Origin of the sequence: Pseudomonas entomophila (assembly GCF_029193575.1) — a bacterium.
Classification (GTDB): domain Bacteria; phylum Pseudomonadota; class Gammaproteobacteria; order Pseudomonadales; family Pseudomonadaceae; genus Aquipseudomonas; species Aquipseudomonas entomophila_G.
In genome coordinates this window covers 167,629-193,803 of the sequence record NZ_JARGCS010000056.1, presented here as the reverse complement: position 1 = coordinate 193,803, position 26,175 = coordinate 167,629, and the positions used below count along the sequence as shown (strand labels likewise).

Annotated in this window: 24 protein-coding genes and 1 riboswitch; of the genes, 17 read left to right on the top strand and 7 right to left on the bottom strand. The window is 66.1% G+C overall.

From position 1 onward, the window contains the following. The first annotated feature begins 11 nt into the window (after positions 1-11). The 3 genes from P0Y43_RS24670 to P0Y43_RS24660 all read left to right on the top strand — a co-directional run bounded on the left by P0Y43_RS24670 (position 12) and on the right by P0Y43_RS24660 (position 2,948). Positions 12-968 (top strand): glycosyltransferase, encoded by a 957-nt coding sequence (locus tag P0Y43_RS24670; protein ID WP_275639863.1) that lies wholly within the window; start codon positions 12-14, stop codon positions 966-968. Positions 969-1,034: 66 nt separating this feature from the next. Beyond that, positions 1,035-1,808, top strand: coding sequence for a glycosyltransferase family 2 protein (locus P0Y43_RS24665; protein WP_275639862.1), 774 nt, complete (start codon positions 1,035-1,037; stop codon positions 1,806-1,808). A 48-nt stretch (positions 1,809-1,856) separates the two neighbouring features. Beyond that, positions 1,857-2,948 carry a glycosyltransferase gene (locus P0Y43_RS24660; RefSeq protein ID WP_275639861.1) on the top strand — a complete coding sequence of 364 codons (1,092 nt, stop codon included), beginning with the start codon at positions 1,857-1,859 and terminating at the stop codon, positions 2,946-2,948. Positions 2,949-2,951: 3 nt separating this feature from the next. On the opposite strand, the gene P0Y43_RS24655 is transcribed toward P0Y43_RS24660, so the two are convergent. Next, on the bottom strand, positions 2,952-3,557 hold the full coding sequence (locus P0Y43_RS24655; RefSeq protein ID WP_275639860.1) for a toluene tolerance protein: 606 nt from the start codon (positions 3,555-3,557) through the stop codon (positions 2,952-2,954). A 100-nt stretch (positions 3,558-3,657) separates the two neighbouring features. On the opposite strand from P0Y43_RS24655, the gene P0Y43_RS24650 reads away from it, so the two are divergent. The 3 genes from P0Y43_RS24650 to hldE all read left to right on the top strand — a co-directional run bounded on the left by P0Y43_RS24650 (position 3,658) and on the right by hldE (position 8,209). After that, on the top strand, positions 3,658-4,833 hold the full coding sequence (locus P0Y43_RS24650) for an O-antigen ligase family protein (RefSeq protein ID WP_275640221.1): 1,176 nt from the start codon (positions 3,658-3,660) through the stop codon (positions 4,831-4,833). A gap of 15 nt (positions 4,834-4,848) precedes the next feature. Next, the gene (msbA, locus tag P0Y43_RS24645; RefSeq protein WP_275639859.1) at positions 4,849-6,657 is read left to right on the top strand and encodes a lipid A export permease/ATP-binding protein MsbA; all 1,809 of its coding nucleotides are present in this window, start codon (positions 4,849-4,851) and stop codon (positions 6,655-6,657) included. 130 nt (positions 6,658-6,787) lie between these two features. Then, complete coding sequence (gene hldE, locus P0Y43_RS24640) at positions 6,788-8,209, top strand: bifunctional D-glycero-beta-D-manno-heptose-7-phosphate kinase/D-glycero-beta-D-manno-heptose 1-phosphate adenylyltransferase HldE (protein ID WP_275639858.1); 1,422 nt, start codon at positions 6,788-6,790, stop codon at positions 8,207-8,209. Positions 8,210-8,247: 38 nt separating this feature from the next. On the opposite strand, the gene P0Y43_RS24635 is transcribed toward hldE, so the two are convergent. The 4 genes from P0Y43_RS24635 to P0Y43_RS24620 all read right to left on the bottom strand — a co-directional run bounded on the left by P0Y43_RS24635 (position 8,248) and on the right by P0Y43_RS24620 (position 11,637). Next, complete coding sequence (locus P0Y43_RS24635) at positions 8,248-9,216, bottom strand: metal ABC transporter ATPase (protein WP_275639857.1); 969 nt, start codon at positions 9,214-9,216, stop codon at positions 8,248-8,250. 37 nt (positions 9,217-9,253) lie between these two features. Beyond that, positions 9,254-10,066: an aldo/keto reductase gene (locus P0Y43_RS24630; RefSeq protein ID WP_275639856.1), complete on the bottom strand. Its 813-nt coding sequence runs from the start codon at positions 10,064-10,066 to the stop codon at positions 9,254-9,256. Further along, positions 10,063-11,238, bottom strand: coding sequence for an NAD(P)/FAD-dependent oxidoreductase (locus P0Y43_RS24625; protein WP_275639855.1), 1,176 nt, complete (start codon positions 11,236-11,238; stop codon positions 10,063-10,065). Before P0Y43_RS24625 ends, P0Y43_RS24630 begins: the two co-directional genes overlap by 4 nt. A gap of 66 nt (positions 11,239-11,304) precedes the next feature. Continuing rightward, a complete protein-coding gene (locus P0Y43_RS24620) occupies positions 11,305-11,637 on the bottom strand; it encodes a DMT family transporter (protein WP_275639854.1) in 333 nt (110 codons plus the stop codon). An 87-nt stretch (positions 11,638-11,724) separates the two neighbouring features. Between P0Y43_RS24620 and P0Y43_RS24615 the strand changes: the two genes are divergently transcribed. Together P0Y43_RS24615 and waaA are read left to right on the top strand one after the other, a co-directional pair. Beyond that, the gene (locus P0Y43_RS24615) at positions 11,725-12,615 is read left to right on the top strand and encodes a LysR family transcriptional regulator (protein WP_275639853.1); all 891 of its coding nucleotides are present in this window, start codon (positions 11,725-11,727) and stop codon (positions 12,613-12,615) included. Positions 12,616-12,675: 60 nt separating this feature from the next. Next, complete coding sequence (waaA, locus tag P0Y43_RS24610; protein WP_275639852.1) at positions 12,676-13,947, top strand: lipid IV(A) 3-deoxy-D-manno-octulosonic acid transferase; 1,272 nt, start codon at positions 12,676-12,678, stop codon at positions 13,945-13,947. A gap of 57 nt (positions 13,948-14,004) precedes the next feature. On the opposite strand, the gene P0Y43_RS24605 is transcribed toward waaA, so the two are convergent. Continuing rightward, a complete protein-coding gene (locus P0Y43_RS24605; RefSeq protein ID WP_275639851.1) occupies positions 14,005-15,441 on the bottom strand; it encodes a TolC family outer membrane protein in 1,437 nt (478 codons plus the stop codon). 149 nt (positions 15,442-15,590) lie between these two features. Further along, a riboswitch (TPP riboswitch) is annotated at positions 15,591-15,697 on the top strand. A 154-nt stretch (positions 15,698-15,851) separates the two neighbouring features. Here P0Y43_RS24605 and thiC point away from each other — a divergent pair. Then, positions 15,852-17,738 carry a phosphomethylpyrimidine synthase ThiC gene (gene thiC, locus P0Y43_RS24600; RefSeq protein ID WP_275639850.1) on the top strand — a complete coding sequence of 629 codons (1,887 nt, stop codon included), beginning with the start codon at positions 15,852-15,854 and terminating at the stop codon, positions 17,736-17,738. An 82-nt stretch (positions 17,739-17,820) separates the two neighbouring features. Then, entirely contained in the window at positions 17,821-19,098 is a 1,278-nt protein-coding gene (gene cytX, locus P0Y43_RS24595; protein ID WP_275639849.1) for a putative hydroxymethylpyrimidine transporter CytX, read from the top strand. On the opposite strand, the gene P0Y43_RS24590 is transcribed toward cytX, so the two are convergent. Then, the gene (locus tag P0Y43_RS24590) at positions 19,067-19,813 is read right to left on the bottom strand and encodes an RsiV family protein (RefSeq protein WP_275639848.1); all 747 of its coding nucleotides are present in this window, start codon (positions 19,811-19,813) and stop codon (positions 19,067-19,069) included. The genes cytX and P0Y43_RS24590 overlap by 32 nt on opposite strands. A gap of 184 nt (positions 19,814-19,997) precedes the next feature. Here P0Y43_RS24590 and P0Y43_RS24585 point away from each other — a divergent pair, with 184 nt between their 5' ends. The 7 genes from P0Y43_RS24585 (at position 19,998) to P0Y43_RS24555 (ending at position 26,166) form a co-directional block, all read left to right on the top strand. After that, entirely contained in the window at positions 19,998-20,615 is a 618-nt protein-coding gene (locus P0Y43_RS24585; protein ID WP_275639847.1) for an NUDIX domain-containing protein, read from the top strand. Then, positions 20,606-21,058: a DUF1249 domain-containing protein gene (locus P0Y43_RS24580; protein WP_275639846.1), complete on the top strand. Its 453-nt coding sequence runs from the start codon at positions 20,606-20,608 to the stop codon at positions 21,056-21,058. The genes P0Y43_RS24585 and P0Y43_RS24580 overlap by 10 nt, the downstream gene beginning before the upstream one ends. A gap of 84 nt (positions 21,059-21,142) precedes the next feature. Further along, a complete protein-coding gene (gene cpdA / locus P0Y43_RS24575) occupies positions 21,143-21,952 on the top strand; it encodes a 3',5'-cyclic-AMP phosphodiesterase (protein WP_275639845.1) in 810 nt (269 codons plus the stop codon). A gap of 164 nt (positions 21,953-22,116) precedes the next feature. Then, the gene (locus P0Y43_RS24570) at positions 22,117-22,725 is read left to right on the top strand and encodes a YqiA/YcfP family alpha/beta fold hydrolase (protein WP_275639844.1); all 609 of its coding nucleotides are present in this window, start codon (positions 22,117-22,119) and stop codon (positions 22,723-22,725) included. Positions 22,726-22,760: 35 nt separating this feature from the next. Beyond that, the gene (gene parE / locus P0Y43_RS24565) at positions 22,761-24,665 is read left to right on the top strand and encodes a DNA topoisomerase IV subunit B (protein ID WP_275639843.1); all 1,905 of its coding nucleotides are present in this window, start codon (positions 22,761-22,763) and stop codon (positions 24,663-24,665) included. Beyond that, positions 24,662-25,648: an esterase-like activity of phytase family protein gene (locus P0Y43_RS24560; protein ID WP_275639842.1), complete on the top strand. Its 987-nt coding sequence runs from the start codon at positions 24,662-24,664 to the stop codon at positions 25,646-25,648. Before parE ends, P0Y43_RS24560 begins: the two co-directional genes overlap by 4 nt. Then, entirely contained in the window at positions 25,645-26,166 is a 522-nt protein-coding gene (locus P0Y43_RS24555; protein WP_275639841.1) for a retropepsin-like aspartic protease family protein, read from the top strand. The genes P0Y43_RS24560 and P0Y43_RS24555 overlap by 4 nt, the downstream gene beginning before the upstream one ends. Positions 26,167-26,175: the final 9 nt, after the last annotated feature.

The window sequence follows — 26,175 nt, the reverse complement described above, 5'->3', positions numbered from 1 at the left end:
CAAGGAAAGCAATGAAAGTCCTATTTCTGGTGCAGAAGGAGCAGCGGGCGATCCTCGACCGCCTGTACGACGGCGTCGCGGCCCATTGCGACTGCGACTTGCGCTGGCTGTCCAGCGACGACCAGCGCAACCTGCGCCGTTACTTCAAGCGCGAGGTTGACGTCACGCGCTACGACCGCATCGTGTTCTTCCTGCGCTTCAAGCAGGAGATCCGCCAGGTCGCCTTCATCCGCAGCGTGCCCAACCTGGTGATCCTCGAGCACGATGCCTACCAGAACTACATCCCCTGCAAGTACACCGGAAAATTCAGCGCGCACTACCGCCAGTTGCCGTGGGCGCGGGTGATCAGTTCCGGCTACATGGTCAGCGAGCGCCTGCGCCAGGAAGGCTTCGACGCGGTCTTCGTGCCCAAGGGCTACGACGAGCGCCTGCTCACCGACCAGGGCCGCGAGCGCGACATCGAGCTGGCCTTCGTCGGCAGTACCAATAGCGTGGCCTACAGCGGGCGCAAGGCGCTGCTCGACGAGCTGGGGCAGGTGGAGAACCTGGTCGTGACCCGCACCAAGTCCGGCGAGGACTACTGCAACACCCTCAACCGCATCCGTTTCTTCGTCAGTGCCGATGTCGGCATGGGCGAGTACATGATCAAGAACTTCGAAGCGATGGCGTGTGGCTGCGTGCTGCTGGCCTACGACCAGGGGGCCGAGGAAAATCGCGCCCTGGGCCTTGAGGACATGCACAACGTGGTGTTCTACGACAGCATCCCGGCGCTCCAGGAAAAACTGCGCAGCCTGCGCGCCGACCCCGCGTTGGCGGCGCGCATCGCCAGCAATGGCCGCGACCTGGCCACCTCGCGCTTCAGTTTTGCCCAGGTAGGACGTAGCATCGTCGAGCACATGACCCCCCCCTTGCGGCCGCACCCACCGCTGAGCGCATGGCAGCGCCTGCGTCTGAGGCTCGGACTGTGAGCAAGCAACCGCCAGCCCTGGAGGCGGGACATGAACCATTCAGAGCCGTAAGGCGGAGGGAGCCCCGTGCGCTTCTCGGAAAACAGTGACATTACCCTGGTGGTGACCAGTTGCGGGCGTTTCGACCTGCTCAAGGAAACCCTGGAGAGCTTCGATCGTTGTAACACCGCACCGATCCGTGAGGTCTTCATCACCGAGGACTCTGGCGATGACGCGGTGCACCAGGCCGTGCCGGCAGGCTGGAAAGACCACTGCACGGTGTTCGTCAACCGGCCGAAACTGGGGCAGTTGGCCTCGATCGACCTGGCCTATGGCCAGGTCAAGACGGCTTACGTCTTCCACTGCGAAGACGACTGGAAGTTCTATCGCCAGCATTTCGTCGAGGACTCCCGGGCGATCCTGGAGGTCAGTCCGAGCCTGCTGCAGGTGTGGCTGCGCAGCCATGCCCATGACCTGTCTATCCACAGCCCGTACATTCACCTTGGCGAGCGCCAGGTCATCGCCGATGTGCCGTGCTACCCATTGCTGTCGGATAAGGCCGAGTGGCAGGCGTTCTCGCTCAACCCCGGCCTGCGCCGCTTGAGCGATTATCAGCGCTGCGCGCCGTTTGCCGCCTATTCTGGTGAAAAGGCGCTTTCGCGCCGTTATGCCGAGCTGAACCTGACGGCGGTCACGTTGGAAGGCGATGCGGTACTGCACACGGGTTTCGGCAACCATGTGACCTTGCCGGAAGAAGTCCAGCGCAAGACCAAGCGCCGCCAACGCGATCGATTCAAGTTGGCGGCGGCGGTAGTGTTCGGGGTCTTGATCGGCATGGGAATTGGATTTCTTGCTCACTGAATCTGCGGGACTGGCAGCTAACCTGGCAGGGACAACGGAGTTACGCCGATGAACATCGTCAACGTGATGTGGTCAGGCGGTGCTCCATACATGTCGGTACACAAGGTTCATCAGCAGATGTTGAACCATGCCGATACGGATGCCCGCGTCGCCAACTGGATCCTCCTTGGGGACGGTCTTTGCGTCGGCATGGAGCAGGCGCGAGCCTGGCATTTGCCACACCGTGCGCTCAAGCGCCGCAGCCCGTGGCGCCTGTTGATGCCATGGTTGCGCCTGCGCCTGCGCAAGGCGCTAAAACAGGCCCAGGCCGATGTGCTGCTGCTCGATGGCATGGGGGTCGCGCGCGTGGTGTTGCCGCTGCTGCGCCACCTGCCGGGCGTGCGGGCTACGGTGCTGTTCCATGGCTCGACGCGCCTGCGAGGCAATGACATTCACCTGCTGCGGGCACTGCCTGCCGAGTGCCTGAGTATCGCGGCCGTCTCGCGTACCCTGGCGCAGGCTTTGGAGCAGGCGTTGGGGCGCCCGGTACAGACCTTGCGCATCGCGCTCGACCCACAGGTGTTCGCCGGCGAGTTGGTCACGCGCGAGCAGGCCAGGCGCTCGCTGGCCTTGCCGCAGGCCGGCAGGCAACTGTTCGGGGCCGTTGGGCGGCTGGTCGAAGGGAAAGGCTTCGAGATGCTGATCGAGGCGTTCGTCGAGCTGCACGCGCGGCAGCCGGACGCGCACCTGGTGATCATCGGCGATGGCGAGCTGAAGGCGTCTCTGACGTCGCGGGTCGAGGCCCTTGGCCTGGACGATTGCGTGTCGTTGTGTGGCTATCGTCAGGACTTGTCGCAACTGTACCGGGCGCTGGACTGGTTGCTGGTGCCCTCGCGTTCCGAAGGGCTTGGCCTGGTGGTGCAGGAGGCGGTACTCGCCGATGTGCCGGTGCTATGCAGCGATCTGCCGGTGTTTCGTGAGCAGTTGGGCGAGGCCGGCCTGTACGTGCCGGTCGGTGACCAGCAGGCCTGGGGCAGGGCGCTTGTGCGCTGCGCCACGCGCGATGCGGGCGAGGTCGCCCGCCAGCAGCGTCTGGTGTTGGCCCCGGAGCAGGCCTGGGACGCGTTCCGCCAAGGGGCGGTGAGCCTGCTGCGTAGCTGAGGCTCAGCGGCCTAGCAGCGCGCTCTGCAGCTCGGCCAGGGGGAAGTGTCCGGCGAGCTGCTCGCGTTCGATGTAGTTCGCCAGGTGCTGCACATTGCGACGCACCATCCGCGCCGACAGCGGCCCGCGCAGGAAGCGCATATCGGCCACGTCGATCAGCCCCAGGCGCTGCTCGGGGGTGACCACCACATTGCCCAGGTGCAATGAGCGAAAGTAGATCCCCGAGCGGTGCAGTTGGCGTACCAGCTCGATCAAGCGTGGCAGGTAGTCGCTCCAGCTGAAGCCAGGCTGGCGCGACAACTGCAACAGCGTCTCGCCTGGCAGCGGGCGGTAGAGCACCGCTGTGCGCCCCGGCATTGGCAGCTTGTGATGGCTGACCACCTCCAGCGTGGGGATGCCCATCTGCACCAGGCGCAGGGCATTGTCGATGAAGCGTTGCGAATACGGGCGCAGCAGCGCAGATGAAATCAGACGCTTACGACGAAAAACCTTGAGGATATTTCCATCCCCGAGCAGGTAGACTTTGGCGCCGTGGCTATCTGCCTCCAGCACTTTGGCGCCGAGTGTCAGCTGATCGAAGTCGACCTGGGAGAGACGCGTGCATTGCATGGGTGGGGGCCTTGTCGTCTACAAGCAAAATGACCGGCAATAATGCCGAAAATAACGCGGTTGCACCATGATGGTGTCATTCGATTCATCGGAGGAACGGATGTTGTATCAGAAACGCTGGGCGCAGGTCTGGCTGGGCTTCGGACTTGTCTGGTTCCTGGCGGCGATTGCGCTGTCGCCGAGTAACAAGGTCTATCAGCAGGGCCTGATCCTGTTCCTCTGGCTACCTACACTGGTGCTGGGCTGGTCGGCACGTGGCGTGTTTGCCCAAGCCTGGCGCCGCCAGCCGGCGTTGTGGGGCGCGGTCGCGCTGTTGCTGGTTTGGAGTGCGCTCAGCCTGGCCTGGTCTTCGACCGAGGAGGGCGCGCGCGAGGGCAAGCGGCTGCTGTATATCCTGCTGTTCCTCATGGCGTTTCCGTTGCTGGCCCAGCTCGGTTCGGCGCGTAATCGGCTGGTGTTGCAAATAGGCGGCGCACTACTGGCTGTCGCGGCCCTGGTATCCATCTTTCACTTCTATGTCCGGCTGAACAATCCCTGGGTTGCCCGCCTTGAAGGCATCGGCGAGATCTCCCATCCCATTCTTGGCGCCTATGTCGTTGGTGTCGCTGTGCTCGTGCTGCTCTTTCAGGCGCCGCGCCAGCGCTTGCTGCAGCTGGGCTGGGTTTTGGCCCTGGCCTGCCTGGGGGCGTTCGTGATGCTCAGCCAGAGCCGCGGCGCCGGTTTGGCGCTGGTCTTTACGGTTGTGCTGTCTCCCTTGTGGTTCCGTGACCGGCAAAGCAGCCTGTTCGCCGGGTTGGCACTGCTTGCCGCTGCGGCCGCGTTCTATCTCTTCCATGACCTGGTCATGCAGCGCGGCTCGTCCTATCGACCGGAAATCTTCCAGGCGTCTGTGCGAATTATCGCTGAGCATCCGTGGGTCGGCTTGGGCCTGGGTGCGTTCTATCGCGTTGAGGTCGCGGGCATACCGTTCGACCACACCCACAACATGTTCACCCATGTCGCCGTCGAACTGGGCCTGCCCGGCATGGTGCTGTGGGTGGCGGTTTGGCTGTTCTCCCTGGGCGAGATCGTGCGTGCCCGCCATACCCACTTCGGCAAGGTCCTGCTGGGCCTCTGGGTGTTCTCCACCCTGGCCATGCAGTTCGACGCCGCCAGCCTCACCGGCACCCCGCGGGCCGAGTGGTTCATCAGTTGGCTGCCAGTCGGCCTGGCGATGATGTTGCCGTGGGTGCATGCCGGTCGGGATGCCTGTGGTAAAATTTCCGGTTCAACCTGAACAGCGAGCTCGATGATGGCCGAAACACCGCGCCCCGCGGAGCAACCCACCAGCCTGAAGATCTACTTCCGGCTGCTGGGCTACGTGAAACCCTATATCGGCATTTTCCTGCTGAGCATCGTGGGCTTCGTGATCTTCGCCTCGACCCAGCCGATGCTGGCCGGGATCCTCAAATACTTCGTCGACGGCCTGAGCAACCCGCAAGCGGTGTTGTTCCCCGATGTGCCCTACCTGCGCGACCTGCAGTTGCTGCAGGCGGTACCGCTGCTGATCATCCTGATCGCCGCCTGGCAGGGGCTGGGTTCGTTCCTCGGCAACTATTACCTGGCCAAGGTCTCCCTGTGCCTGGTGCACGACCTGCGCCTGGAGCTGTTCAACAAGCTGCTGGTGCTGCCCAACCGCTACTTCGACAACCACAACTCCGGGCACCTGATCTCGCGCATCACCTTCAACGTGACCATGGTCACCGGCGCCGCCACCGATGCGATCAAGGTGGTGATTCGTGAAGGCCTGACCGTGGTGTTCCTGTTCATCTACCTGATGTGGATGAACTGGAAGTTGACCCTGGTGATGGTCGCCATCCTGCCGGTGATCGCCGTGATGGTGAGCACTGCGAGCAAGAAGTTCCGCAAGCAGAGCAAGAAGATCCAGGTGGCGATGGGCGACGTCACCCACGTCGCCTCCGAGACCATCCAGGGTTACCGCGTGGTGCGCAGCTTCGGTGGCGAGGCGTACGAAGAGCAGCGCTTCAAGAACGCCAGCCAGAGCAACACCGACAAGCAGCTGCGGATGAACAAGACCGGCGCGCTGTATACCCCGGCGCTGCAACTGGTGATCTACAGCGCCATGGCCGCGCTGATGTTCCTGGTGCTGTTCCTGCGCGGTGACGCTTCGGCGGGCGACCTGGTTGCCTATATCACCGCCGCCGGCCTGCTGCCCAAGCCGATTCGCCAGCTTTCGGAGGTCAGTTCGACCATCCAGAAGGGCCTGGCCGGCGCGGAAAGCATCTTCGAGCAACTGGACGAGAAGCCCGAGGTCGACACCGGCACGGTGGAGAAAGCGCGCGTCGAAGGCCGCCTGGAGGTGCGCAACCTGAGCTTCACCTACCCGGGTGCCGAGCGCCAGGTGCTCAGCGACATCAGCTTCGTTGCCGAGCCTGGGCAGATGATCGCCCTGGTGGGCCGCTCCGGCAGTGGCAAGTCGACCCTGGCCGCGCTGATTCCGCGCTTCTACCACCACAACACCGGGCAGATCCTGCTCGATGGCGTGGAGATCGAGGATTACCGCCTGCGCAACCTGCGTCGCCATGTATCCCAGGTGACCCAGCACGTCACCCTGTTCAACGACACAGTGGCCAACAATATCGCCTACGGCGACCTGGCCGGCGCGCCGCGCGAGGCCATCGAGGCCGCCGCCGCCGATGCCTATGCCAAGGAGTTCGTCGACCAACTGCCCAAGGGCTTCGACACCGAGGTGGGCGAGAACGGTGTGCTGCTCTCCGGTGGCCAGCGCCAGCGCTTGGCGATCGCTCGGGCGCTGTTGAAGAACGCCCCGCTGCTGATCCTCGACGAGGCCACCTCGGCACTGGACACCGAATCCGAACGGCATATCCAGGCGGCGCTGGACCACGTGATGCAGGGCCGCACCACCCTGGTGATCGCCCACCGCCTGTCGACCATCGAGAAGGCCGACATGATCCTGGTCATGGACCAGGGCCGCTTGGTGGAGCGCGGCACCCATGCCGAGCTGCTCGAGGCCAATGGCCATTATGCCCGCCTGCACGCCATGGGGCTGGATGAGCCGAACAAGGCTGACATCACCTGAAACCCTCATGAATCGGGGCCTGCGCGGCCCCGATTGTCACTGGGATTGTCACCACTGCAGTTGGCCGTAAAGCCGCCGTCTGCCGTGTGCTAATATCCTGCCCCTGTTCATTTTTCCATATGGGTTGCCCATGAAGTTGTCCATGCCGCGTTTCGATCAAGCCCCGGTATTGGTGGTCGGCGATGTCATGCTCGACCGCTACTGGCATGGCGGTACCTCACGGATTTCGCCCGAGGCGCCAGTGCCGGTGGTCAAGGTCGAGCAGATCGAGGACCGCCCCGGTGGCGCGGCCAACGTCGCCTTGAACATCGCCGCGCTTGGCGCCCCGGCTTCGCTGGTGGGTGTCACCGGCCAGGACGAGGCCGCCGAGAGCCTGGCCAACAGCCTGCAGGCCGCAGGCGTGCGTTCGATCTTCCAGCGCATCGCCCACCAGCCGACCATCGTCAAGCTGCGGGTGATGAGCCGTCACCAGCAGTTGCTGCGCATCGATTTCGAGGAACCCTTCGCCACCGACCCGCTGTCGCTGGGCGCCGAGGTCGACACGCTGCTCGAAGGGGTCAGGGTCCTGGTCCTGTCGGACTACGGCAAGGGCGCGCTGCGCAACCACCAGAGCCTTATCGAGGCGGCCCGGGCCAAGGGCATTCCGGTGCTGGCAGACCCCAAGGGCAAGGACTTTTCCATCTACCGTGGCGCCAGCCTGATCACCCCGAACCTGAGCGAGTTCGAAACCATCGTCGGGCGTTGCGCCGACGAGGCCGAACTGGTCGCCAAGGGCCTGCAACTGATGCAGGACCTCGACCTGGGCGCGCTGCTGGTCACCCGCGGTGAGCACGGCATGACCCTGCTGCGCCCCGGCCACCCTGCCTTGCACCTGCCGGCACGGGCCCGCGAGGTGTTCGACGTCACCGGTGCCGGCGACACGGTGATCTCCACCCTGGCCGCCGCCATCGCCGCCGGTGAAGACCTCCCCCACGCCGTGGCGCTGGCCAACCTGGCCGCCGGCATCGTGGTCGGCAAGCTGGGTACCGCGGCCATCAGCGCCCCGGAGTTGCGTCGGGCTATCCAGCGCGAGGAAGGCTCCGAGCGTGGCGTGCTGTCCCTGGAGCAACTGCTGCTGGCCATCGACGATGCCCGCGCGCACAACGAGAAGATCGTCTTCACCAACGGCTGCTTCGATATTCTCCATGCTGGCCACGTGACCTACCTGGAGCAGGCACGCGCCCAGGGCGATCGTCTGATCGTCGCGGTCAACGACGACGCCTCGGTCAGCCGCTTGAAAGGGCCTGGCCGGCCGATCAACAGTGTCGACCGGCGCATGGCCGTGCTGGCTGGCCTGGGCGCTGTGGATTGGGTCATCAGCTTCCCGGAAGGCACCCCCGAGAACCTGCTGCGCCAGGTCAAGCCGGATGTGCTGGTCAAAGGCGGCGACTATGGCATCGACCAGGTGGTCGGCGCCGATATCGTCAAGGCCTCTGGCGGCACGGTGAAGGTGCTGGGGCTGGTCGAGAACAGCTCGACCACGGCGATCGTCGAGAAGATCCGCAAGCATTGATCGGTGTGTGAGGAGGGGCTGCGCAGCAGCCCCTTTCGTCATTTGTTCAACGATGTCCGTGCCCGCTGCAACAATTGCTTGGCCTTTTCACTGAACCGCCGCAGGTGTGACGCCTGCTCGGCCTTGGGTTCCACCAGCCCCTGCTGCTTCACCCACTCCTTCCAGCGCACCCGCTCCTCCTTCACTACCCAGCCTTCCTGCCGGGCGAAGCTCTCAGCCAGGTACAGCCCGCGTGTGCTCGCCGGTGTCAGCTGATCCTTCTTCAGTGTGTAGAGCTCGGCCAACGGCTGGCCGTCCTGCAACGGCATCAGGTACAGGTCGGGGCGCTTGCGGTTGAGCCGCGCCACCAACTGGTCGCCCTCCAGTCGCTCGTCGACGTGGAACAGGCTGAGCGACTTGGCTTCCTTGGGTACCTGCAAGCGCAGGTCGTAGATCAGTTGCAGCGACGCCGTGGGCAGGTGCACGTAGGCCCGGGGCCGCTCCAGCAGCGTCAGGTTGCCGCAGTGCACCGGGCGGGCCGCGCCGGATTCGGGGGTCAGTTGCACCGGCAATGCCTCACGGTAATGCAGCGCCGCAGCATAGGGCGCGGGCAGCCAGGTATCGTTGAAGCGCCCGCCCAGCCAGCCTTCCGGGGTTTCCAGCAGGCATTCCTCGGCCACTTCCTGGATGGCGGTGTGCAGGGGAATGTTCAGCTCCTGGGCTGGCACGTAGCCGGAGATCAGCTTGAGCACCACGTCGCCGCGGTCCTGGCGCCGTTGGCGCACCAACACCCAGTAGTCGCGGTTCTGCCAGTGCAGGGTCAGGCGCACCGAGACGCCGAGGTTGGCCAGTTCGGCCACGAAGCGCTCGGGGTCGGCGACCTGGATCGCCTTGCGCCGCTGCAAGGTCTGGGCGAAGTTCAGCGGCATGCCGATGCTCTTGTAGATCAGGCCGTCGGGCGTGGCTTCGACATGCAGTGGCAGGGTCTTGAAATTGCTCGGGTTCTTGCGGATCAGCGTGCGCGCCACGAGGCTCCTCCTTGCGTTGGGCGGCCGCGTGGGCGGCTCAGGCCTGGCCCAGGATGCGGGCGACGGTGGCCACGTTGTGGGCCAGGTGCAGCGGATTGATGGTGCCGACGATAGCACTGCTCACCCCGGGGTGGGCAAACAGCAGCTCGAAGCTGGCCTGCACGGGGTCGACCCCCGGCGCCAGGCAGATATGCCCGCTGGCCAGCGCCTTCTTGACCAGGATGGCCTTGCCGTGTTCGGCAGCGTAGTCCAGGACCGGCCGTTCCGCCTGTTCGTTGAGGTTGTAGGTGACCATGGCGCAGTCGCCCTGCTGCAAGGCTTTCAGCCCGCCGGCCACGGTTTTTCCGGAGAGCCCGAAGCCGAGAATCTTGCCCTCCTGCTTGAGCTCGGCGAGGGTTTGGTACACCTCTTCCTGGTCGAGGATGGCCAGGTCGTTGCCATCCGAATGCACCAGCACCAGTTCGATGCGGTCGGTTTCCAGGCGCTGGAGGCTGCGTTCGACCGAGCGACGGGTGTGGGCGGCACTGAAGTCGAAGTGTGACTGGCCGTTGTCGAACTCCTCGCCGACCTTGCTGACGATCACCCAGTGCTCGCGCTGGCCACGCAGCAGCGGGCCGAGGCGCTCCTCGCTGCGGCCATAGGCCGGCGCGGTGTCGAGCAGGTTCAGGCCCAGGTCGCGGGCCTGGGCCAGCAGCAGACGGGCGGCGGCGTCGTCGGGGATGGTGAAGCCGGTGGGGTATTTCACGCCTTGGTCACGGCCGAGCTTGACCGTGCCCAGGCCCAGCGGCGAAACGCCCAGGCCGGTGCTGCCCAGCGGGCGGTGGAAGTCGTGCAGGGTCGGCAGGCTCATGGCAGCAGTTGCTCCCAGGCGGGCACGCCGAGCGGCGGGCGGGGCAGGTCGGCAAGGTCCGGTTGCGCGGCTGGATGGATGCCGTCGCGCTCCAGCGCAGCCAACACGCGGTCGGAAAAGTCCGGCGCCAGGGCCAGCTTGGTCGGCCAACCCACCAGCAGGCGCTGCTGTTCGGCGAGGAAGGCGTTGTCCGGGCGCACCAAGCCCGATTGCGCGGGCTCGGCGCGATCGATACGCAGGGTGGCCCAGCGCACTTGGGCCTGGTCGATCCAGGGCAGCAGGCTGGCGACTTCCTTTTGCGCAGCGGCGACTTGCGCGGCGGGCTCGCGGGCCACGCCGTCGGCTTCGGCGAGGTCGCCGCCCAGGTACCAGACCCACTGGCCATCGGCGGCCGGGTGGGTGGTCACGGTGACGCGCGGCTTCGGCCCGCCTCCCAGGCAGTGGGCATACAGCGGCTTGAGGTTGGGGCCCTTGGCGATGACCATGTGCAGCGGTCGGCGCTGCATCGCCGGTTGGCTCAGGCCCAGCGCGTGGAGCAGGTCGGCGGTGCCGCCGCCAGCGCTGAGCACCACGCGCTGGGCACGGATCTCGCGGCCGTCGACGCTCAGGCCGACCAGATCGTCGCCCTCGCGCAGCGGTTCGATGCGCTCGCCGGCCAGCAGGCTGTCACCGGCCAGGCTCGCCAGGTTGGCCAGCAGGCTGGGCACGTCGACCACCAATTCGGCCAGGCGGTAGACCTTGCCTTTGAAATGGCGGTCTTGCAGCGCCGGTGGCAACTGCTCGCCCTTGACCTGGTCGACCCGACCACGCACGGCCTTGCTGGCGAAGAAGCTGGTGAGGTTGCCGGCCAGGGTGCCGGGGGACCACAGGTAGTGGGCATCGGACAGCAGCCGGGTGGCGGACAGGTCCAGCTCGCCGCTGCCGGCCAGCGCCTCGCGCCAGCGGCGCGGCATGTCGGCGATGGCTTCCGAGGCGCCGGTCAGGGCGCCGTGCAGGGCGTACTTGGTGCCGCCGTGGATGATGCCCTGGGACTTGATGGTCTGCTCGCCGCCAAGGCTCGCGCGTTCCACCAGCACCGTCGAATAACCCAGGCGACGCAGCCGGGCATTGAGCCAGAGGCCTGCGACTCCGGCGCCGACGATCAGGACGTCAGTGGAAATGGCGGTTGGCATGCGGGTACCTCGTAGGCTGGAACGATTGCCCAGTATACAGCCCGCGTTAGGCACATGTGCCTATGATCAGTGTCCGGTGCTCTTGGAGAACAGCTGGATCACCACCACCCCACCGACGATCATGGCCATGCCGAGCATGGCGGGATAATCCAGTTTCTGGCCGTAGATCACCAGGGCCGCCACGCTGATCATCACGATGCCCATGCCGGCCCAGATGGCGTAGGCGATGCCGATCGGAATGCTGCGCACCACCAGGGTCAGCATCCAGAACGCCACCGCGTAGCCGCACACCATCAGCACCAGCGGCAGTGGCGTGCTGAGGCCCTTGACCGACTTCATGGAAGCGGTGGCGACGACTTCGCCGAAGATGGCGATGGCCAGATAGACATATGCGTTCATGGTGCGAATCCTCCGTTACTGGACGGGCATTCTAGGCTTCACCTGGATGGGGTAAAGTCATTACCTATCTGGTATGGAGATAGGCTGATGGCCGAGCAATGGGATCTCGAACAACTGCGCCTGTTCGTCCAGGTCGCCGAGCTGCGCTCGTTTTCAGCGGCGGCGCGGGCACAGCGCAAGGCGCAATCGGCAGTCAGTAGCGCCATCGCGCTGCTGGAGGCGGACCTTGGCGTGACCCTGTTCGAGCGCAGCAGCGGCCGCCAGCCGCGTCTGACCGAGAGCGGCGAGGCCTTGCTGGAGGACGCCCGCGAGCTGCTGCGCCAGTGCGAGCGTCTGGAGGGGCGGGCGCTGGCGTTGATGCGGGGGCAGGAGGCGCTGCTGCGGGTCGCCCAGGACGAAGCGATGCCCTACCAGCCGGTGATCGACAGCCTCGACGAGCTGGCCAGCCGCTACCCGTACCTGCAAGTCCAGCTGGCCAGCGGTGCCCAGGGCGATGTGGCGCGTAAATTGGTGGAGCGGCGGGCCGACCTGGGGTTGTTCTTCCATCATGAGAGCATTCCGGCGTCGCTGGAGCGCCGTGCGCTGGGCAGTGTGGAAATGGTCACGGTATGCGCCGTGGACCACCCGCTGGCTCGCCTGGGCAGTGTTTCGCGTCAGCAACTGGCGCGTCATCGTCAGTTGCTGATCACGCCCCAGGAGAGCGACTACCCCGGGGGCGAGGCGATCAGCCCGCAGGTATGGCGAGCCGACAGTTTCTACGCCATGGCCGAGTTGCTGATGCGCGGGTTGGGGTGGGCCTGGCTGCCACGGCATGTGGTGCAGTACCCAACCTACCAGGCGCAGATGGTCGAGCTGGCAAGCGAGTGGCGCCCGCCCGCGCTGGTGGCCGAGTTGGCGTGGCGGAGGGACCAACCGCTGGGGCCGGCGGCGCAGTGGCTGGCGGAACGCTTCGCGGTGCACCTGCGGGCGATTGGTTAGCGGGTTTGCCCGTGATGCGGTACAGGCCTTTTCACATGGATCCTAGTAAACTGCGCGGCCATGAACAGAACCCTCTATACCCTGCTGTTTCACCTGGGCCTGCCGCTGGTCGCGCTGCGCCTGTTCCTGCGCGGTCGCAAGGCGCCAGCCTACCGCCAGCGCATCGCCGAGCGTTTCGCCTGCGATTTGCCCCCGATGCGCCAGGGCGGCATCTGGGTGCACGCGGTGTCGGTCGGCGAGAGCATCGCCGCCGCGCCGATGGTCCGCGCCTTGCTCCAGGCCTACCCAGACCTGCCCATCACCCTGACCTGCATGACCCCGACCGGCTCCGAGCGCATCCGCGCGATGTTCAAGGACGAGCCGCGGATCCAGCACTGCTACCTGCCCTACGACCTGCCCTGGGCGGCGGGGCGCTTCCTCGACCATGTGCGGCCCCGGCTCGGCATCATCATGGAAACCGAGCTGTGGCCCAACCATATCCACCAGTGCGCCAAGCGCGGCATCCCGGTGGCGCTGGCCAACGCCCGGCTGTCCGAGCGCTCGGCCCGCGGCTATGCGCGCTTCGCCGGGCTGACCCGGCCGATGCTCGAGGAAATGAGCCTGATCGCGGTGCAGACCGATACCGAGGCCGAGCGCTTCCGTGGCCTCGGCGCGCGCGGCGAATGCGTGCGAGTGACCGGTTCGATCAAGTTCGACCTGAAGGTGGATGAGCAACTGCTGCCCCGCGCCCGTGCCTTGCGTGAGCAATGGTCGGCGTCGCAACGGCCGGTGTGGATCGCCGCCAGTACCCATGAAGGCGAGGACGCGCTGATCCTCGATGCGCATCGGCAATTGCTGGCGGTGCACGGCGATGCGCTGTTGATCCTGGTGCCACGCCACCCGGAGCGTTTCGAGGCGGTGCATGCCCTGTGCGAGGACACTTTCGCCACCGTGCGGCGTTCGTCGGGCGCGCTGGTCGAGGCGCGGACCCAGGTGCTGCTGGGCGACACCATGGGCGAGTTGTTGTTCCTCTATGCCTTGGCCGACATCGCCTTCGTCGGCGGCAGCCTGGTGCCCACCGGGGGGCACAACCCGCTGGAGCCGGCGGCGCTGGCGCTGCCGGTGATCACCGGGCCGCATGTGTTCAACTTCCTGGAAATCAGCGCGATGTTGCGCGAGGCGGGGGCGTTGCAGCAGGTGGACGATGCCCAGGGGCTGGCGGCTGCGGTGCGCCGGTTGGTGGAGTTGCCGCAGGATGCGCGGCGCATGGGCGAGGCGGGCAGGGCGGTGATGCAGGCCAACCAAGGGGCGCTGCAGCGGTTACTGGAGGGGTTGGGGCGGTTGGTGGGTTGACCTTGCCGGCCCTATCGCGGGGCCAGCCCGCGATAGGGCCGGCCCAGACAACCTCATTCAGGGCCGACGTTCGAAATTCTTCGCCGCCGCCGCCGCCAGGTCCGGTGGCAGGAAGTCCTTGTCCGGGTTGTAGTCGGCCTTCAGGTAGCGCCCCAGGTCCTGCAGGTCTTGCGGGCTGAGCGTCCCGGCCGCCTGCTTCAGGCGCAGGTTGTCGAGGATGTAGTCGTAGCGGCTGTTGTTGTAGTCGCGCACCGAGGTGTACAGCTGGCGCTGGGCGTCGAGCACGTCGACGATGTTGCGCGTGCCCACCTGGTAGCCGATCTCGGTGGCCTCCAGCGCGCTCTGGTTGGAGATGATCGATTGCTTGCGCGCCTGCACCTGCTCCACATCGGTGTTCACCGCGCGGTGCAGGTTGCGCGTGTTCTCCACCACTTGGCGGCGCAGGCTCTCGCGCTGTTGCTCGCTCTGGCTCAGGCGCGAATAGGCCTCGCGCACTTGTGAGCTGGTCAGGCCGCCGCTGTAGATCGGGATGTTCAATTGCAGGCCGATGCTGGTCTGCTCCACGTCGCCGCCATAGCGCACGCCGGGCTGTGGCGCCGGGTTGGTGAAACCGAGGTTGTCGTTGTCGCCTTTCTGGTAGCGCGCCACCGCATCGAGGGTGGGGGCGTGGCCAGCCTTGCGCTGGCGCAGGGTTTCTTCGGCGGCGTCGACGGCGTGGTTGGTCGCCAGCAGCGTGAGGTTCTGCCGCGCGGCGGTCTCGACCCAGGCCTTGGCGTCGTTGGGCGTCGGCACCTGCACCGGCAAGGTGTGGACCACCCCTTGCAGCGACGCGTATTCGCGATTGGTCAGGGTCACCAGCGCCTCGAAGGCATCCTGCACGCGGCGCTCGGCGATGATCCGGTTGGCGCGGGCGGTGTCGTAGCTGGCCTGGGATTGCAGCACGTCGGTCTTGTCCGAGAGGCCGACGTCGAAACGTTCGTTGGACTGGTCGAGCTGGCGCTTGAAGGCGGCCTCCTCGGCCTTGGTCGAGGCCAGGTTGTCCTGGGCGCGCAGCACCGCGAAGTAGTTCTCGGCGGTTTGCAGGATCAGGTTCTGCTCGGTGGCCGACAGCTCCAGCGCCGCCTGTTCGTTGACCGCCTCGGCGGCCTGCAGTTGGAACCAGCGGTCGGCGCGGAAGATCGGCTGCGATAGGGTCGCGCTCCAGCTGTTGCCGCTGCGGTTGGAGGTGATCGAGGGTTCGTCCAGCTTGGTGCGGGTGTTCATCATCTCGGCCCCGGCCGAGAGGTTCGGCAACAGGCCTGCGCGGGCCTGGGGCACCACTTCGCGGCGGGCGCCGTAGTCGGCGCGGGCGGCGGCAAGGTCGGCGTTGTTGTCGACGGCTTCCTGGTAGACGCTGACCAGGTCGGTCTTCACCGTCGTGGGCACATCCGCTGCCCAGACCACTCCGTTGGACGCACAAGACACGGCAATCGCCAGTGAGAGTTTGCGCAGCATAGAACGATCCTTGAATTTCTGAACTGTTGAGTATCGGAAGATGCGCCAGTGTAGTGCCGCACGCACCTGGCAACAATCGCCCATCGCGCTTTTCATCACCCGCGTATTTAGCCGCTTGGCTTTGCCGGCCACTCCAGTCTAGACTGCGCAAGTTCTTGTCGGGGTGCCTTGAATCGAAGGCTGAGATCGGAAAGTTCCGGATCCCGTTGAACCTGATCAGGTTAGCGCCTGCGTAGGGAACAAGATTGCTCGCTTTCCCGGCGAGACTCTTGTGCCAGGTCCGGGATTGTCGAAGCGTCCAGCTCAAGGCACTCCATGTATCCGGCACGGCACCCATCACGGGGTGCGTCCGCGTCCTTCAGGTTCACCCCGACATTCCGTCCGAAAGGAAGCTGTCTGGAGAGCCTGTGATGAGCAAACAAGAAAAAACGATCCACCTCAGCGAGTCGGCGCAAGTCGACCAGCAGTCCGTGCAACCCCTGCCCAATTCGCGCAAGGTCTACGTCCAGGGTTCGCGCCCCGACATTCGCGTGCCGATGCGCGAGATCAGCCTGCACGATACCCCCACTGACTTCGGCGGCGAGTCCAACGCCCCGGTGCTGGTGTACGACACTTCCGGCCCCTACACCGACCCCAACGTCATCATCGACGTGCGCAAGGGCCTGGGCGATGTGCGTTCAGCGTGGATCGACGCCCGCGGCGACACCGAGCGCCTGGCCGGCCTGAGCTCGAATTTCGGCCAGCAGCGCCTGAACGACGCCGAGCTCGCCAAGCTGCGCTTCGCCCACGTGCGCAACCCGCGCCGTGCCAAGGCCGGCGCCAACGTCACGCAGATGCACTACGCGCGCCAGGGCATCATCACCGCCGAGATGGAGTACGTCGCCATCCGCGAGAACATGAAGTTGCAGGAAGCCCGTGCCGCCGGCCTGCTGAACCAGCAGCACGCCGGCCACAGTTTCGGCGCCAGCATCCCGAAAGAGATCACCCCCGAGTTCGTGCGCGAGGAAATCGCCCGCGGTCGCGCGATCATCCCTGCCAACATCAACCACACCGAGCTGGAGCCGATGATCATCGGCCGCAACTTCCTGGTGAAGATCAACGGCAACATCGGCAACAGCGCCCTGGGTTCCTCGATCGAGGAAGAAGTGGCCAAGCTGACCTGGGGCATCCGCTGGGGTTCGGACACGGTCATGGACCTGTCCACCGGCAAGCACATCCACGAAACCCGCGAGTGGATCATCCGCAACTCGCCAGTGCCGATCGGCACCGTGCCGATCTACCAGGCCCTGGAGAAAGTCGGCGGCGTCGCCGAAGACCTCACCTGGGAGCTGTTCCGCGACACCCTGATCGAGCAGGCCGAACAGGGCGTCGACTACTTCACCATCCACGCCGGCGTGCTGCTGCGCTACGTGCCGCTGACCGCCAAGCGCGTCACCGGCATCGTCAGCCGTGGCGGTTCGATCATGGCCAAGTGGTGCCTGGCGCATCACCAGGAGAACTTCCTGTACACGCATTTCGACGAGATCTGCGAAATCATGAAGGCCTACGACGTCAGCTTCTCGCTGGGCGACGGTCTGCGCCCAGGTTCGATCGCCGACGCCAACGACGCCGCGCAGTTCGGTGAGCTGGAAACCCTTGGCGAGCTGACCAAGATCGCCTGGAAGCACGACGTGCAGTGCATGATCGAAGGCCCTGGCCACGTGCCGATGCAGTTGATCAAGGAGAACATGGACAAGCAGCTCGAGTGCTGCGACGAGGCGCCGTTCTACACCCTCGGCCCACTGACCACCGACATCGCCCCGGGCTACGACCACATCACCTCCGGCATCGGCGCGGCGATGATCGGCTGGTTCGGGTGCGCCATGCTCTGCTACGTCACACCCAAGGAGCACCTGGGCCTGCCGAACAAGGACGACGTCAAGACCGGCATCATCACCTACAAGATCGCCGCGCATGCCGCCGACCTCGCCAAGGGCCACCCTGGCGCGCAGATCCGCGACAACGCGCTGTCCAAGGCGCGTTTCGAGTTCCGCTGGGAAGACCAGTTCAACCTCGGCCTGGACCCGGACACCGCCCGTGCGTTCCACGACGAGACCTTGCCCAAGGAGTCGGCCAAGGTCGCGCACTTCTGCTCGATGTGCGGGCCGAAGTTCTGCTCGATGAAGATCACCCAGGAAGTGCGTGAGTACGCCGCCAACCAGCGCATCGAGGCGGTGGATGTGTCGGTCGAGGAAGGCATGCGCGAGCAGGCCGAGCGGTTCCGCCAGGAAGGCAGCCAGTTGTACAAGAAGGTCTGACCCACGCCGTACCCTGTAGGCGCGGGGCAAGCCCGCGCCTACAGGGGGCGTGGCCAATCCAAATTCTCGGCGAAGATCAATAATGAACAGCCATTTCTCCCCCGACCATCCGGTCCCCTCCAGCCAGCGCCTGTTCGGTGCTCGCGACCTGTTCTCCCTGTGGTTCTCCCTGGGCATCGGCCTGATGGTCCTGCAGGTCGGCGCTTTGCTCGCCCCTGGCCTGGGCCTGGCCGGCGCGCTGCTGGCGATCGTGCTCGGCACGGCGGTCGGCGTGCTGCTGCTGGCGGCGGCGGGGGTGATCGGCAGTGACACCGGCCTGTCGGCCATGGGCAGCCTGCGCCTGACCCTGGGGCGCCACGGCGCTGGCTTGCCGGCGCTGCTCAACCTGTTGCAACTGGTGGGCTGGGGCTCGTTCGAGATCATCGTCATGCGTGACGCGGCCAGCCTGCTCGGCAGCCGCGCGTTCGGCGAAGGCAGCACCTGGAGCAGCCCGCTGCTGTGGACCCTGTGCTTCGGCGCCCTGGCCACCCTGCTGGCGGTCAGCGGGCCGCTGGCCTTCGTGCGCAAGGTGCTGCGCAAGTGGGGCATCTGGCTGCTGCTTGGCGCCTGCCTGTGGCTGACCTGGAACCTGTTCGCCAAGGCCGACCTGGCCGACCTCTGGCGTCGCGGCGGTGATGGTTCGCTGTCGCTGGCGGTGGGCTTCGACATCGTCATCGCCATGCCGCTTTCGTGGCTGCCGCTGATCGCCGACTACTCGCGCTTCGGTCAACGTGCCAGCCGGGTCTTCGGTGGCACGGCACTCGGTTTCTTCCTCGGCAATGCCTGGCTGATGAGCCTGGGCGTGGCCTATACCCTGGCCTTCGCCCCCAGTGGCGAGGTCAATGCCTTGCTGTTGGCGCTGGCCGGTGCCGGGCTGGGCATCCCGCTGCTGCTGATTCTGCTCGACGAGTCGGAGAACGCCTTCGCCGACATCCACTCGGCGGCGGTGTCCACCGGGCTATTGGTCAAATTGAAGGTCGAGCACCTGGCGCTGGCCATCGGCTTGCTGTGCACGCTGATCGCCCTGCTGGCGCCGTTGGCCCAGTACCAGAATTTCCTGCTGCTGATCGGGTCGGTGTTCGCGCCGCTGTTCGGCGTGGTGCTGGTGGACCACTTCGTGATCCGTCGCCGTCGCGCGCCGGCGCGGGTGGGGGGCTTGCATTGGCAGGCGCTGCTGGCCTGGGCGGTGGGGGTGGCGGCCTATCACCTGATCGCCAACGGGGCGCCTGAGTTCGGCGCGACCCTGCCAGCATTGCTGCTGGCAGGGGGGCTGCAGGGGTTGCTAAGCCTCAGCCGCGGCCGGGAAACAGCTCAGGCTTGAGCACGCCGTTCAGGCGCGGATAGGGGAGTTTCAGCTCCACGTGGCCCATGGAGTAGGGCGCGATGGCATACACCTCGTACTTGACTACCACCGCGCCGTACGTCAGGGCGACGTGCGGCGAGCGCTTGAACGGCCAGGTCTTCACGAACTCGGCGTCCTTGTCCATGCCGGTGCTGATCAGCCAGGCGCGGTGGGATTCCTCGACGGTCTTCCAGAAGGTCTCTTCCTGGCCGGGCAGCAGCATGTCCTGCAGGGTCAGCACCTTGTCGAGCTTGCGCGAGTAGTTGAGGAAGGCGCGCCCGGGCATGCCATGGGCGCCGCCGCTGTCGAGGTAGCTGGACAGCTCGATGATCACCAGCCCGTCATGCTGCTCGCGTACCTTGGCTTGCAGGTAGCTGCTGTTGCGCTTCTGCGCGTTGGCCAGGTACTGCTGTTCGTAGGCTTGCAGGGTGGTCGGCGCGCTGCCGCGCTGGTTGTCCTCGGTCAGTTGCAGCAGGTTGCGCTCGACGATGGCGTCGAGCTTGGGCAGCGCCGGGAAGTGCACGGTGTCGATGTTCACCAGTGGGCAGTCGCTTTCGCCGCAGCCGGGCTTGATGTGCTCCCAGGCGTCGCGCTTGACTTCGAGCGGGGCCCGGTAGTTGGGCGCGAACAGGCTCTGGCAGGCGCCGAGGGTCAGCGCCAGCAGGGCCACGGCAGTCAGTTTGACGAGCGTCATGTTGATCCTTGCAGAACTTGGATAGTCGGCCTTGGACCGTCGGCACGGCCGTCGGTTCGCCACTAAGCTATCAAAGAGAGGGCGGCCTGTCCCGCCTGCCCGAACGGTCGCCTCAAGGGGATGAAACGCGACGACACGCAGAGTAGGATGGCGCGATGCGGCAAACGAGGTAATGAGGACTCCCATGTCAGACACGTTGAATTCGGTGCCCCAGGCGGTCGAGATCGTCGAACGCACCAACTGCTTCCAGGGCTTCTACAAGCTCGACCGGGTGCGCCTGCGCCACGAGCTGTTCGCCGGGGGCCTGGGCCGCGAGATCAGCCGCGAGCTGTTCGTGCGCCACGACGCGGTCTGCGTGCTGCCCTACGACCCACTGCGCGACGAGGTGGTGCTGATCGAGCAGTTCCGCGTCGGCGCCCTGGGCAAGACCGACAACCCTTGGCTGATCGAGCTGGTCGCCGGGCTGATCGACAAGGACGAACAGCCCGAGGAAGTCGCGCACCGTGAGGCCGAGGAAGAGGCCGGTCTGAGCTTCGGCGCGCTGTGGCCGATGACCCGCTATTTCCCTTCGCCCGGCGGCAGCGATGAATTCGTCCACCTGTTCCTTGGTCGTTGCAGCAGCGAAGGCGCCGGCGGCCTGCACGGGCTGGAGGAGGAGGGCGAGGATATCCGCGTGCGTGTCTGGTCGTTCGAGGATGCCCTGCAAGCGGTGCGCGACGGGCGCATCGCCAACGCCGCGAGCATCATCGCCCTGCAATGGCTGGCGCTGAACCGCGACGAAGTGCGGGGGATGTGGAAGTGAACCTGCTGCGCGAGCGCTACCGGGTCGACCTCGCGGGCCTGCAGGCGGCCTGCGAGGCCAACTACGCGCGGCTGATGCGCCTGCTGCCGGAGATGCGCAGCACGCAAAGCTCGCGGCGCATCGGCATGGCCCAGGGCGACCAAGTGCTCGGCGTGCTGGCCCTCGACGTGCTGCTGGCCTGCCCCTACACCACGACCTTGCGCGTGCGCCAGGAGCACAGCCTGCCCTGGCTGCCGGTGCCGCAACTGGAGGTGCAGGTGTACCACGACGCGCGCATGGCCGAGGTGGTCAGCGCCGAGCACACCCGTCGGCTGCGCAGCATCTACCCCTACCCCAACGCGGCGATGCACCAGCCCGACGAAAAGGCCCAGCTCAACCTGTTCCTCGGCGAGTGGCTGAGCCACTGCCTGGCCTGCGGCCACGAGCTGGAAACCGTGCGCTGAAATGTGATGGCGATCGGTTTCGAGTGTTTGCTCGAAACCATTCCCACGCCATAATCGCGCTGAATCCGACCGAGGAGACGGCCGTTGGCCCAGCCAGACCATTCCCCCGCCCCGGCACCCGTCCACGTGGTGCAACTGACCGACGCCCACCTGTTCGCCGACCCGGCGGGCACTTTGCTGGGCCTCAACACCCGTGACAGCCTGCGCCACGTGATTGGCCAGGTGCGGCGGGAGCAGCCGCGCATCGACCTGCTGCTGTGCACGGGGGATTTGTCCCAGGATGGCAGCGTGGCGTCCTACGAGGCATTCCGCGAGCTGACGGCGGTGTTCGAGGCGCCGACCCGCTGGCTGCCGGGCAACCACGACGAGGCGCGGGTGATGGCCGAGGTGGCGCCGTCGCTGGTACGGACGGTGACCGATATCGGCGCCTGGCGCATCGTCATGCTCGACTCGGCGGTGGTTGGGGCGACCCACGGTTTCCTGGCGCCTGCGCAACTGGCCGCGCTGGATGCCGCGTTGGCAGGCGCGGGCGCGCGCCATTGCCTGGTATGTTGCCACCACCAACCGGTGGACATCGGCTGCGCCTGGATCGCGCCGATCGGCCTGCGCAACGCCGATGAGCTGTTCGACCGGCTACGCCGTCACCCGCATGTGAAGGCGCTGCTCTGGGGGCATATCCACCAGGAATGGGATGAGCGGCGCGACGGCCTGCGCCTGCTGGCCACGCCGTCGACCTGCATCCAGTTCGCCGCGCGCAGCGAGGACTTCAAGGTCAGCGAGGAGCCGCCAGGCTACCGCTGGCTGCGCCTGCACGCGGACGGGCGGCTGGAGACGGGGGTGGAGCGGGCGCGGGACTTCAGGGTGACGCTGGACTTCAACAGCCCTGGCTATTGAATACGCCAGGGCGCGGTGCAAGCCTGCGCCTACCGGGGATGGCGCTCAATTTGAAGATTGTGTTGCGAAAATCCCAGCCCTGCGCCAAAACCCGGCGAACACGCTACACTGCGCGTCCCTGCGCCCCATTCAATGGGCGCGAAGCCACAGATTCCGGGGGCAGCATGTCGGGTTCCATCCTCTATATCCATGGCTTCAACAGCTCGCCGCTGTCGATGAAGGCGCGTCAGTTGGAAGCGGTGATGCAGCAGCTTGGCCTGGCCGACCGCCTGCGGGTACCGGCCCTGCACCATCACCCGCGCCAGGCCATCGCCCAGCTCGAAGCCGTCATCACTGAGCTCGGCGCACCCCTGCTGGTCGGCAGTTCGCTCGGCGGCTACTATGCCACTCACCTTGCCGAGCGCCATGGCCTCAAGGCCCTGCTGGTCAACCCGGCGGTCAGGCCGCACCTGCTGTTCGACGGCTACCTCGGCACCCAGCGCAACCTCTACACCGACGAGACCTGGGAGCTGACCCTCGACCATGTGCAGGCCCTGGCCGAACTGGAGGTGCCGCCACCCCAGGACGCCGCCCGCTATCAAGTGTGGTTGCAGACCGCCGATGAAACACTGGACTATCGCCATGCCGAGCGCTATTACCGGGCCTGTGCCCTGCGCATCCAGGCCGGCGGCGACCACAGCTTCCAGGGCTTCGCCACGCAGTTGCCGGCCCTGCTGGCCTTCGCCGGCGTTGCCCGCGGGCAATATGCGGCGCTCGATTTTTCTGTATTTTGACTTTTTCGCATTCACCAGACTGACGACGAGAACCCATGGCCACTCCCAGCGCTAGCGCCTATAACGCAGACGCCATCGAAGTCCTCTCCGGCCTTGACCCGGTCCGCAAGCGGCCGGGCATGTACACCGACACCAGCCGGCCCAACCACCTGGCCCAGGAAGTCATCGACAACAGCGTCGACGAAGCCCTGGCTGGCCACGCCCGCGCGGTGCAGGTCATCCTGCATGCCGACCATTCGCTGGAGGTGTGCGACGACGGCCGCGGCATGCCGGTGGACATCCACCCCGAAGAGGGCGTGTCCGGGGTCGAGCTGATCCTCACCAAGCTGCACGCCGGCGGCAAGTTCTCCAACAAGAACTACCAGTTCTCCGGCGGCCTGCACGGGGTCGGCATCTCGGTGGTCAACGCCCTGTCGAGCCAGGTCCGTGTGCGGGTCAAGCGCGACGGCAACGAATACCAGATGACCTTCGCCGACGGCTTCAAGGCCAGCGAGCTGGAGGTGATCGGCAGCGTTGGCAAGCGCAACACCGGCACCAGCGTGTACTTCAGCCCCGACCCCAAGTATTTCGACTCCCCGAAATTCTCCATCAGCCGCCTCAAGCATGTGCTCAAGGCCAAGGCCGTGCTGTGCCCGGGGCTGTCGATCAGCTTCGAGGACAAAGGCACCGGCGAGAAAGTCGAGTGGCACTACGAGGACGGCCTGCGCTCGTACCTGGTCGACTCGGTCAGCGAGTTCCAGCGCCTGCCCGACGAGCCGTTCTGCGGCAGCCTGGCCGGCAACAAGGAAGCCGTCGACTGGGCGCTGCTGTGGCTGCCCGAGGGCGGTGACAGCATCCAGGAAAGCTATGTCAACCTGATCCCCACCGCCCAGGGCGGCACCCACGTCAATGGCCTGCGCCAGGGCCTGCTGGACGCCATGCGCGAGTTCTGCGAATTCCGCAACCTGCTGCCGCGCGGGGTCAAGCTGGCGCCCGAGGACGTCTGGGAGCGCATCAGCTTCGTGTTGTCGATGAAGATGCAGGAGCCGCAGTTCTCCGGGCAGACCAAGGAGCGCCTATCGTCCCGCGAAGCGGCGGCGTTCGTCTCCGGCGTGGTCAAGGACGCCTTCAGCCTGTGGCTCAACGGCCACCCCGAACTGGGCATGCAGCTGGCGGAACTGGCCATCAGCAACGCTGGCCGACGCTTGAAGGCGAGCAAGAAGGTCGAGCGCAAGCGCATCACCCAGGGCCCGGCGTTGCCCGGCAAGCTGGCCGACTGCGCCGGGCAGGACCCGATGCGCGCCGAGCTGTTCCTGGTCGAGGGTGACTCGGCGGGTGGCTCGGCCAAGCAGGCGCGCGACAAGGAGTTCCAGGCGATCCTGCCGCTGCGCGGCAAGATCCTCAACACCTGGGAAGTGGACGGCGGCGAAGTGCTGGCCAGCCAGGAGGTGCACAACATCGCCGTGGCCATCGGCGTCGACCCCGGCGCCACCGACCTGTCGCAGCTGCGCTATGGCAAGATCTGCATCCTTGCCGACGCCGACTCCGACGGCCTGCACATCGCGACCTTGCTGTGCGCGTTGTTCGTCCAGCACTTCCGCCCGCTGGTCGAGGCCGGCCATGTCTACGTGGCGATGCCGCCGCTGTATCGCATCGACCTGGGCAAGGAAATCTACTACGCCCTCGATGAAGCCGAGCGCGACGGCATCCTCGACCGCCTGGTGGCCGAGAAGAAGCGCGGCAAGCCGCAGGTCACCCGCTTCAAGGGCCTGGGCGAAATGAACCCGCCACAGCTGCGTGAGACCACCATGGACCCGAACACCCGGCGCCTGGTGCAGTTGACCCTGGACGACCTGGCGGGCACCACCGAGATCATGGACATGCTGCTGGCCAAGAAGCGCGCGGGCGATCGCAAGAACTGGCTGGAGACCAAAGGCAACCTGGCCGAGGTCCTGGTTTGATTCGTCTGCTGGTCGCAGCCTGGTTGGCGCTGTTCGCACTGCCGAGCCTGGCGGGCAACTGGCCGGAGCTGAAGTTGACCGCCGAGCACCCGATCGAGGGCATGCGCGGCGGCAACCTGTCGGGTCTGGCCGTGTGCCGGGGCGCCTTGTGGGGCGTTTCCGACCGCGACGACGACCGTATCTATCGGTTCGACCAGCAGGATGCCGTATGGCGCGCCGAGGCGCTGGCCTTCACCCCGCCCCCACCGCCGGAAAGCGGCCTGCCGTGGGGGCTGAAGTCGCGCAACTGGGCAGTGTCGTTCATTCGCGGTGGCGAGCTGGACTACGAAGGCATCACCTGCGACCAGGCCGGTAACTTCTATCTGGTCAGCGAGGCGCACGCCGCCGTGCTGCAGGTGCCCGCCGAAGGCCAACCCGATTGGCTGCGCATCGACCAGGCCATGGTTCGCCAGGCGCGGGCCAGCGGCATGCTGCTGCACTTCAATGCCTTGTTCGAAGGCCTGGCGATCAACCCTGCGGGTGATCGCCTGTGGCTGGCTGCCGAGCGTGAGCGCCGTGGCCTGATCGCGGTGCAACGCCAGCAGGCGGTGTGGACCTGCGGGCGCAGCTGCGTGTTGCTCAGCGAGGCCGGGGTGGAGATGCAGCCGCCGCAGATGCCTGGCTCGCGGGCGCTATCGCGGGACTTCGCCGACCTTGCGTTGTTCGACGGCAAACTGTTCACCCTGGAGCGCAATGCCTTCCGCATCTGCCGGCGAGACGCCGACACGGGAGCGGTGGAGCGCTGCTGGTCGTTCGCCGCCGATGCCCTGGTGGATTCGCGGCGCTACGACCAGCCCTTTGGCCTGGCCGAGGCGTTGGTGATCGACAAGGATGGCGCCTGGATCGGCCTGGACAACAACAACGGCAGCCGCGCCGATGGCGAGACGCGGCCGATCGTCTGGCGCTTCGCCGCGCCGGACGGTGGCTGGAGCGCCAAGCCGTGAGCCAGCAGCCGCCAGGCAAGCGCGCGGGCCGGGTGCTGATGGTGCTTGCCTGGGCTGCGGCGATGTTCCTTGCCACGCGCTTCTTCGGGCAATGGGAAGCGCGCCAGCAGAATCCCAATCCCGTGGTGCAGTCCGAGCACGGCGAAGGGTTCATCGAGGTGCGTCTGCTGGGCAACGGCCAGGGTCATTTCGTCGCCGACGGCGCGATCAACGGCAAGGGGGTGCATTTCATGCTCGACACCGGCGCCACCGATGTGGCGATCCCCGACATGCTGGCCCGTGACCTCGACCTGCCGCGTGGCGCGCCGGTGCTGCTGAGCACCGCCAATGGCCGCAGCGAAGGCTACCGCACGCGGCTGGACAGTCTGCAACTGGGCGACATCCACCTGCGCGACGTGCGCGCGGTGGTGGTCCCCGGGCTGGACGGCCAGACGATACTGCTGGGCATGAGTGCCCTCAAACAACTTGAATTCACCCAGCGCGGCGGCACTATGCTGCTGCGCCAGAACCTGAAATGACGAGGCCCG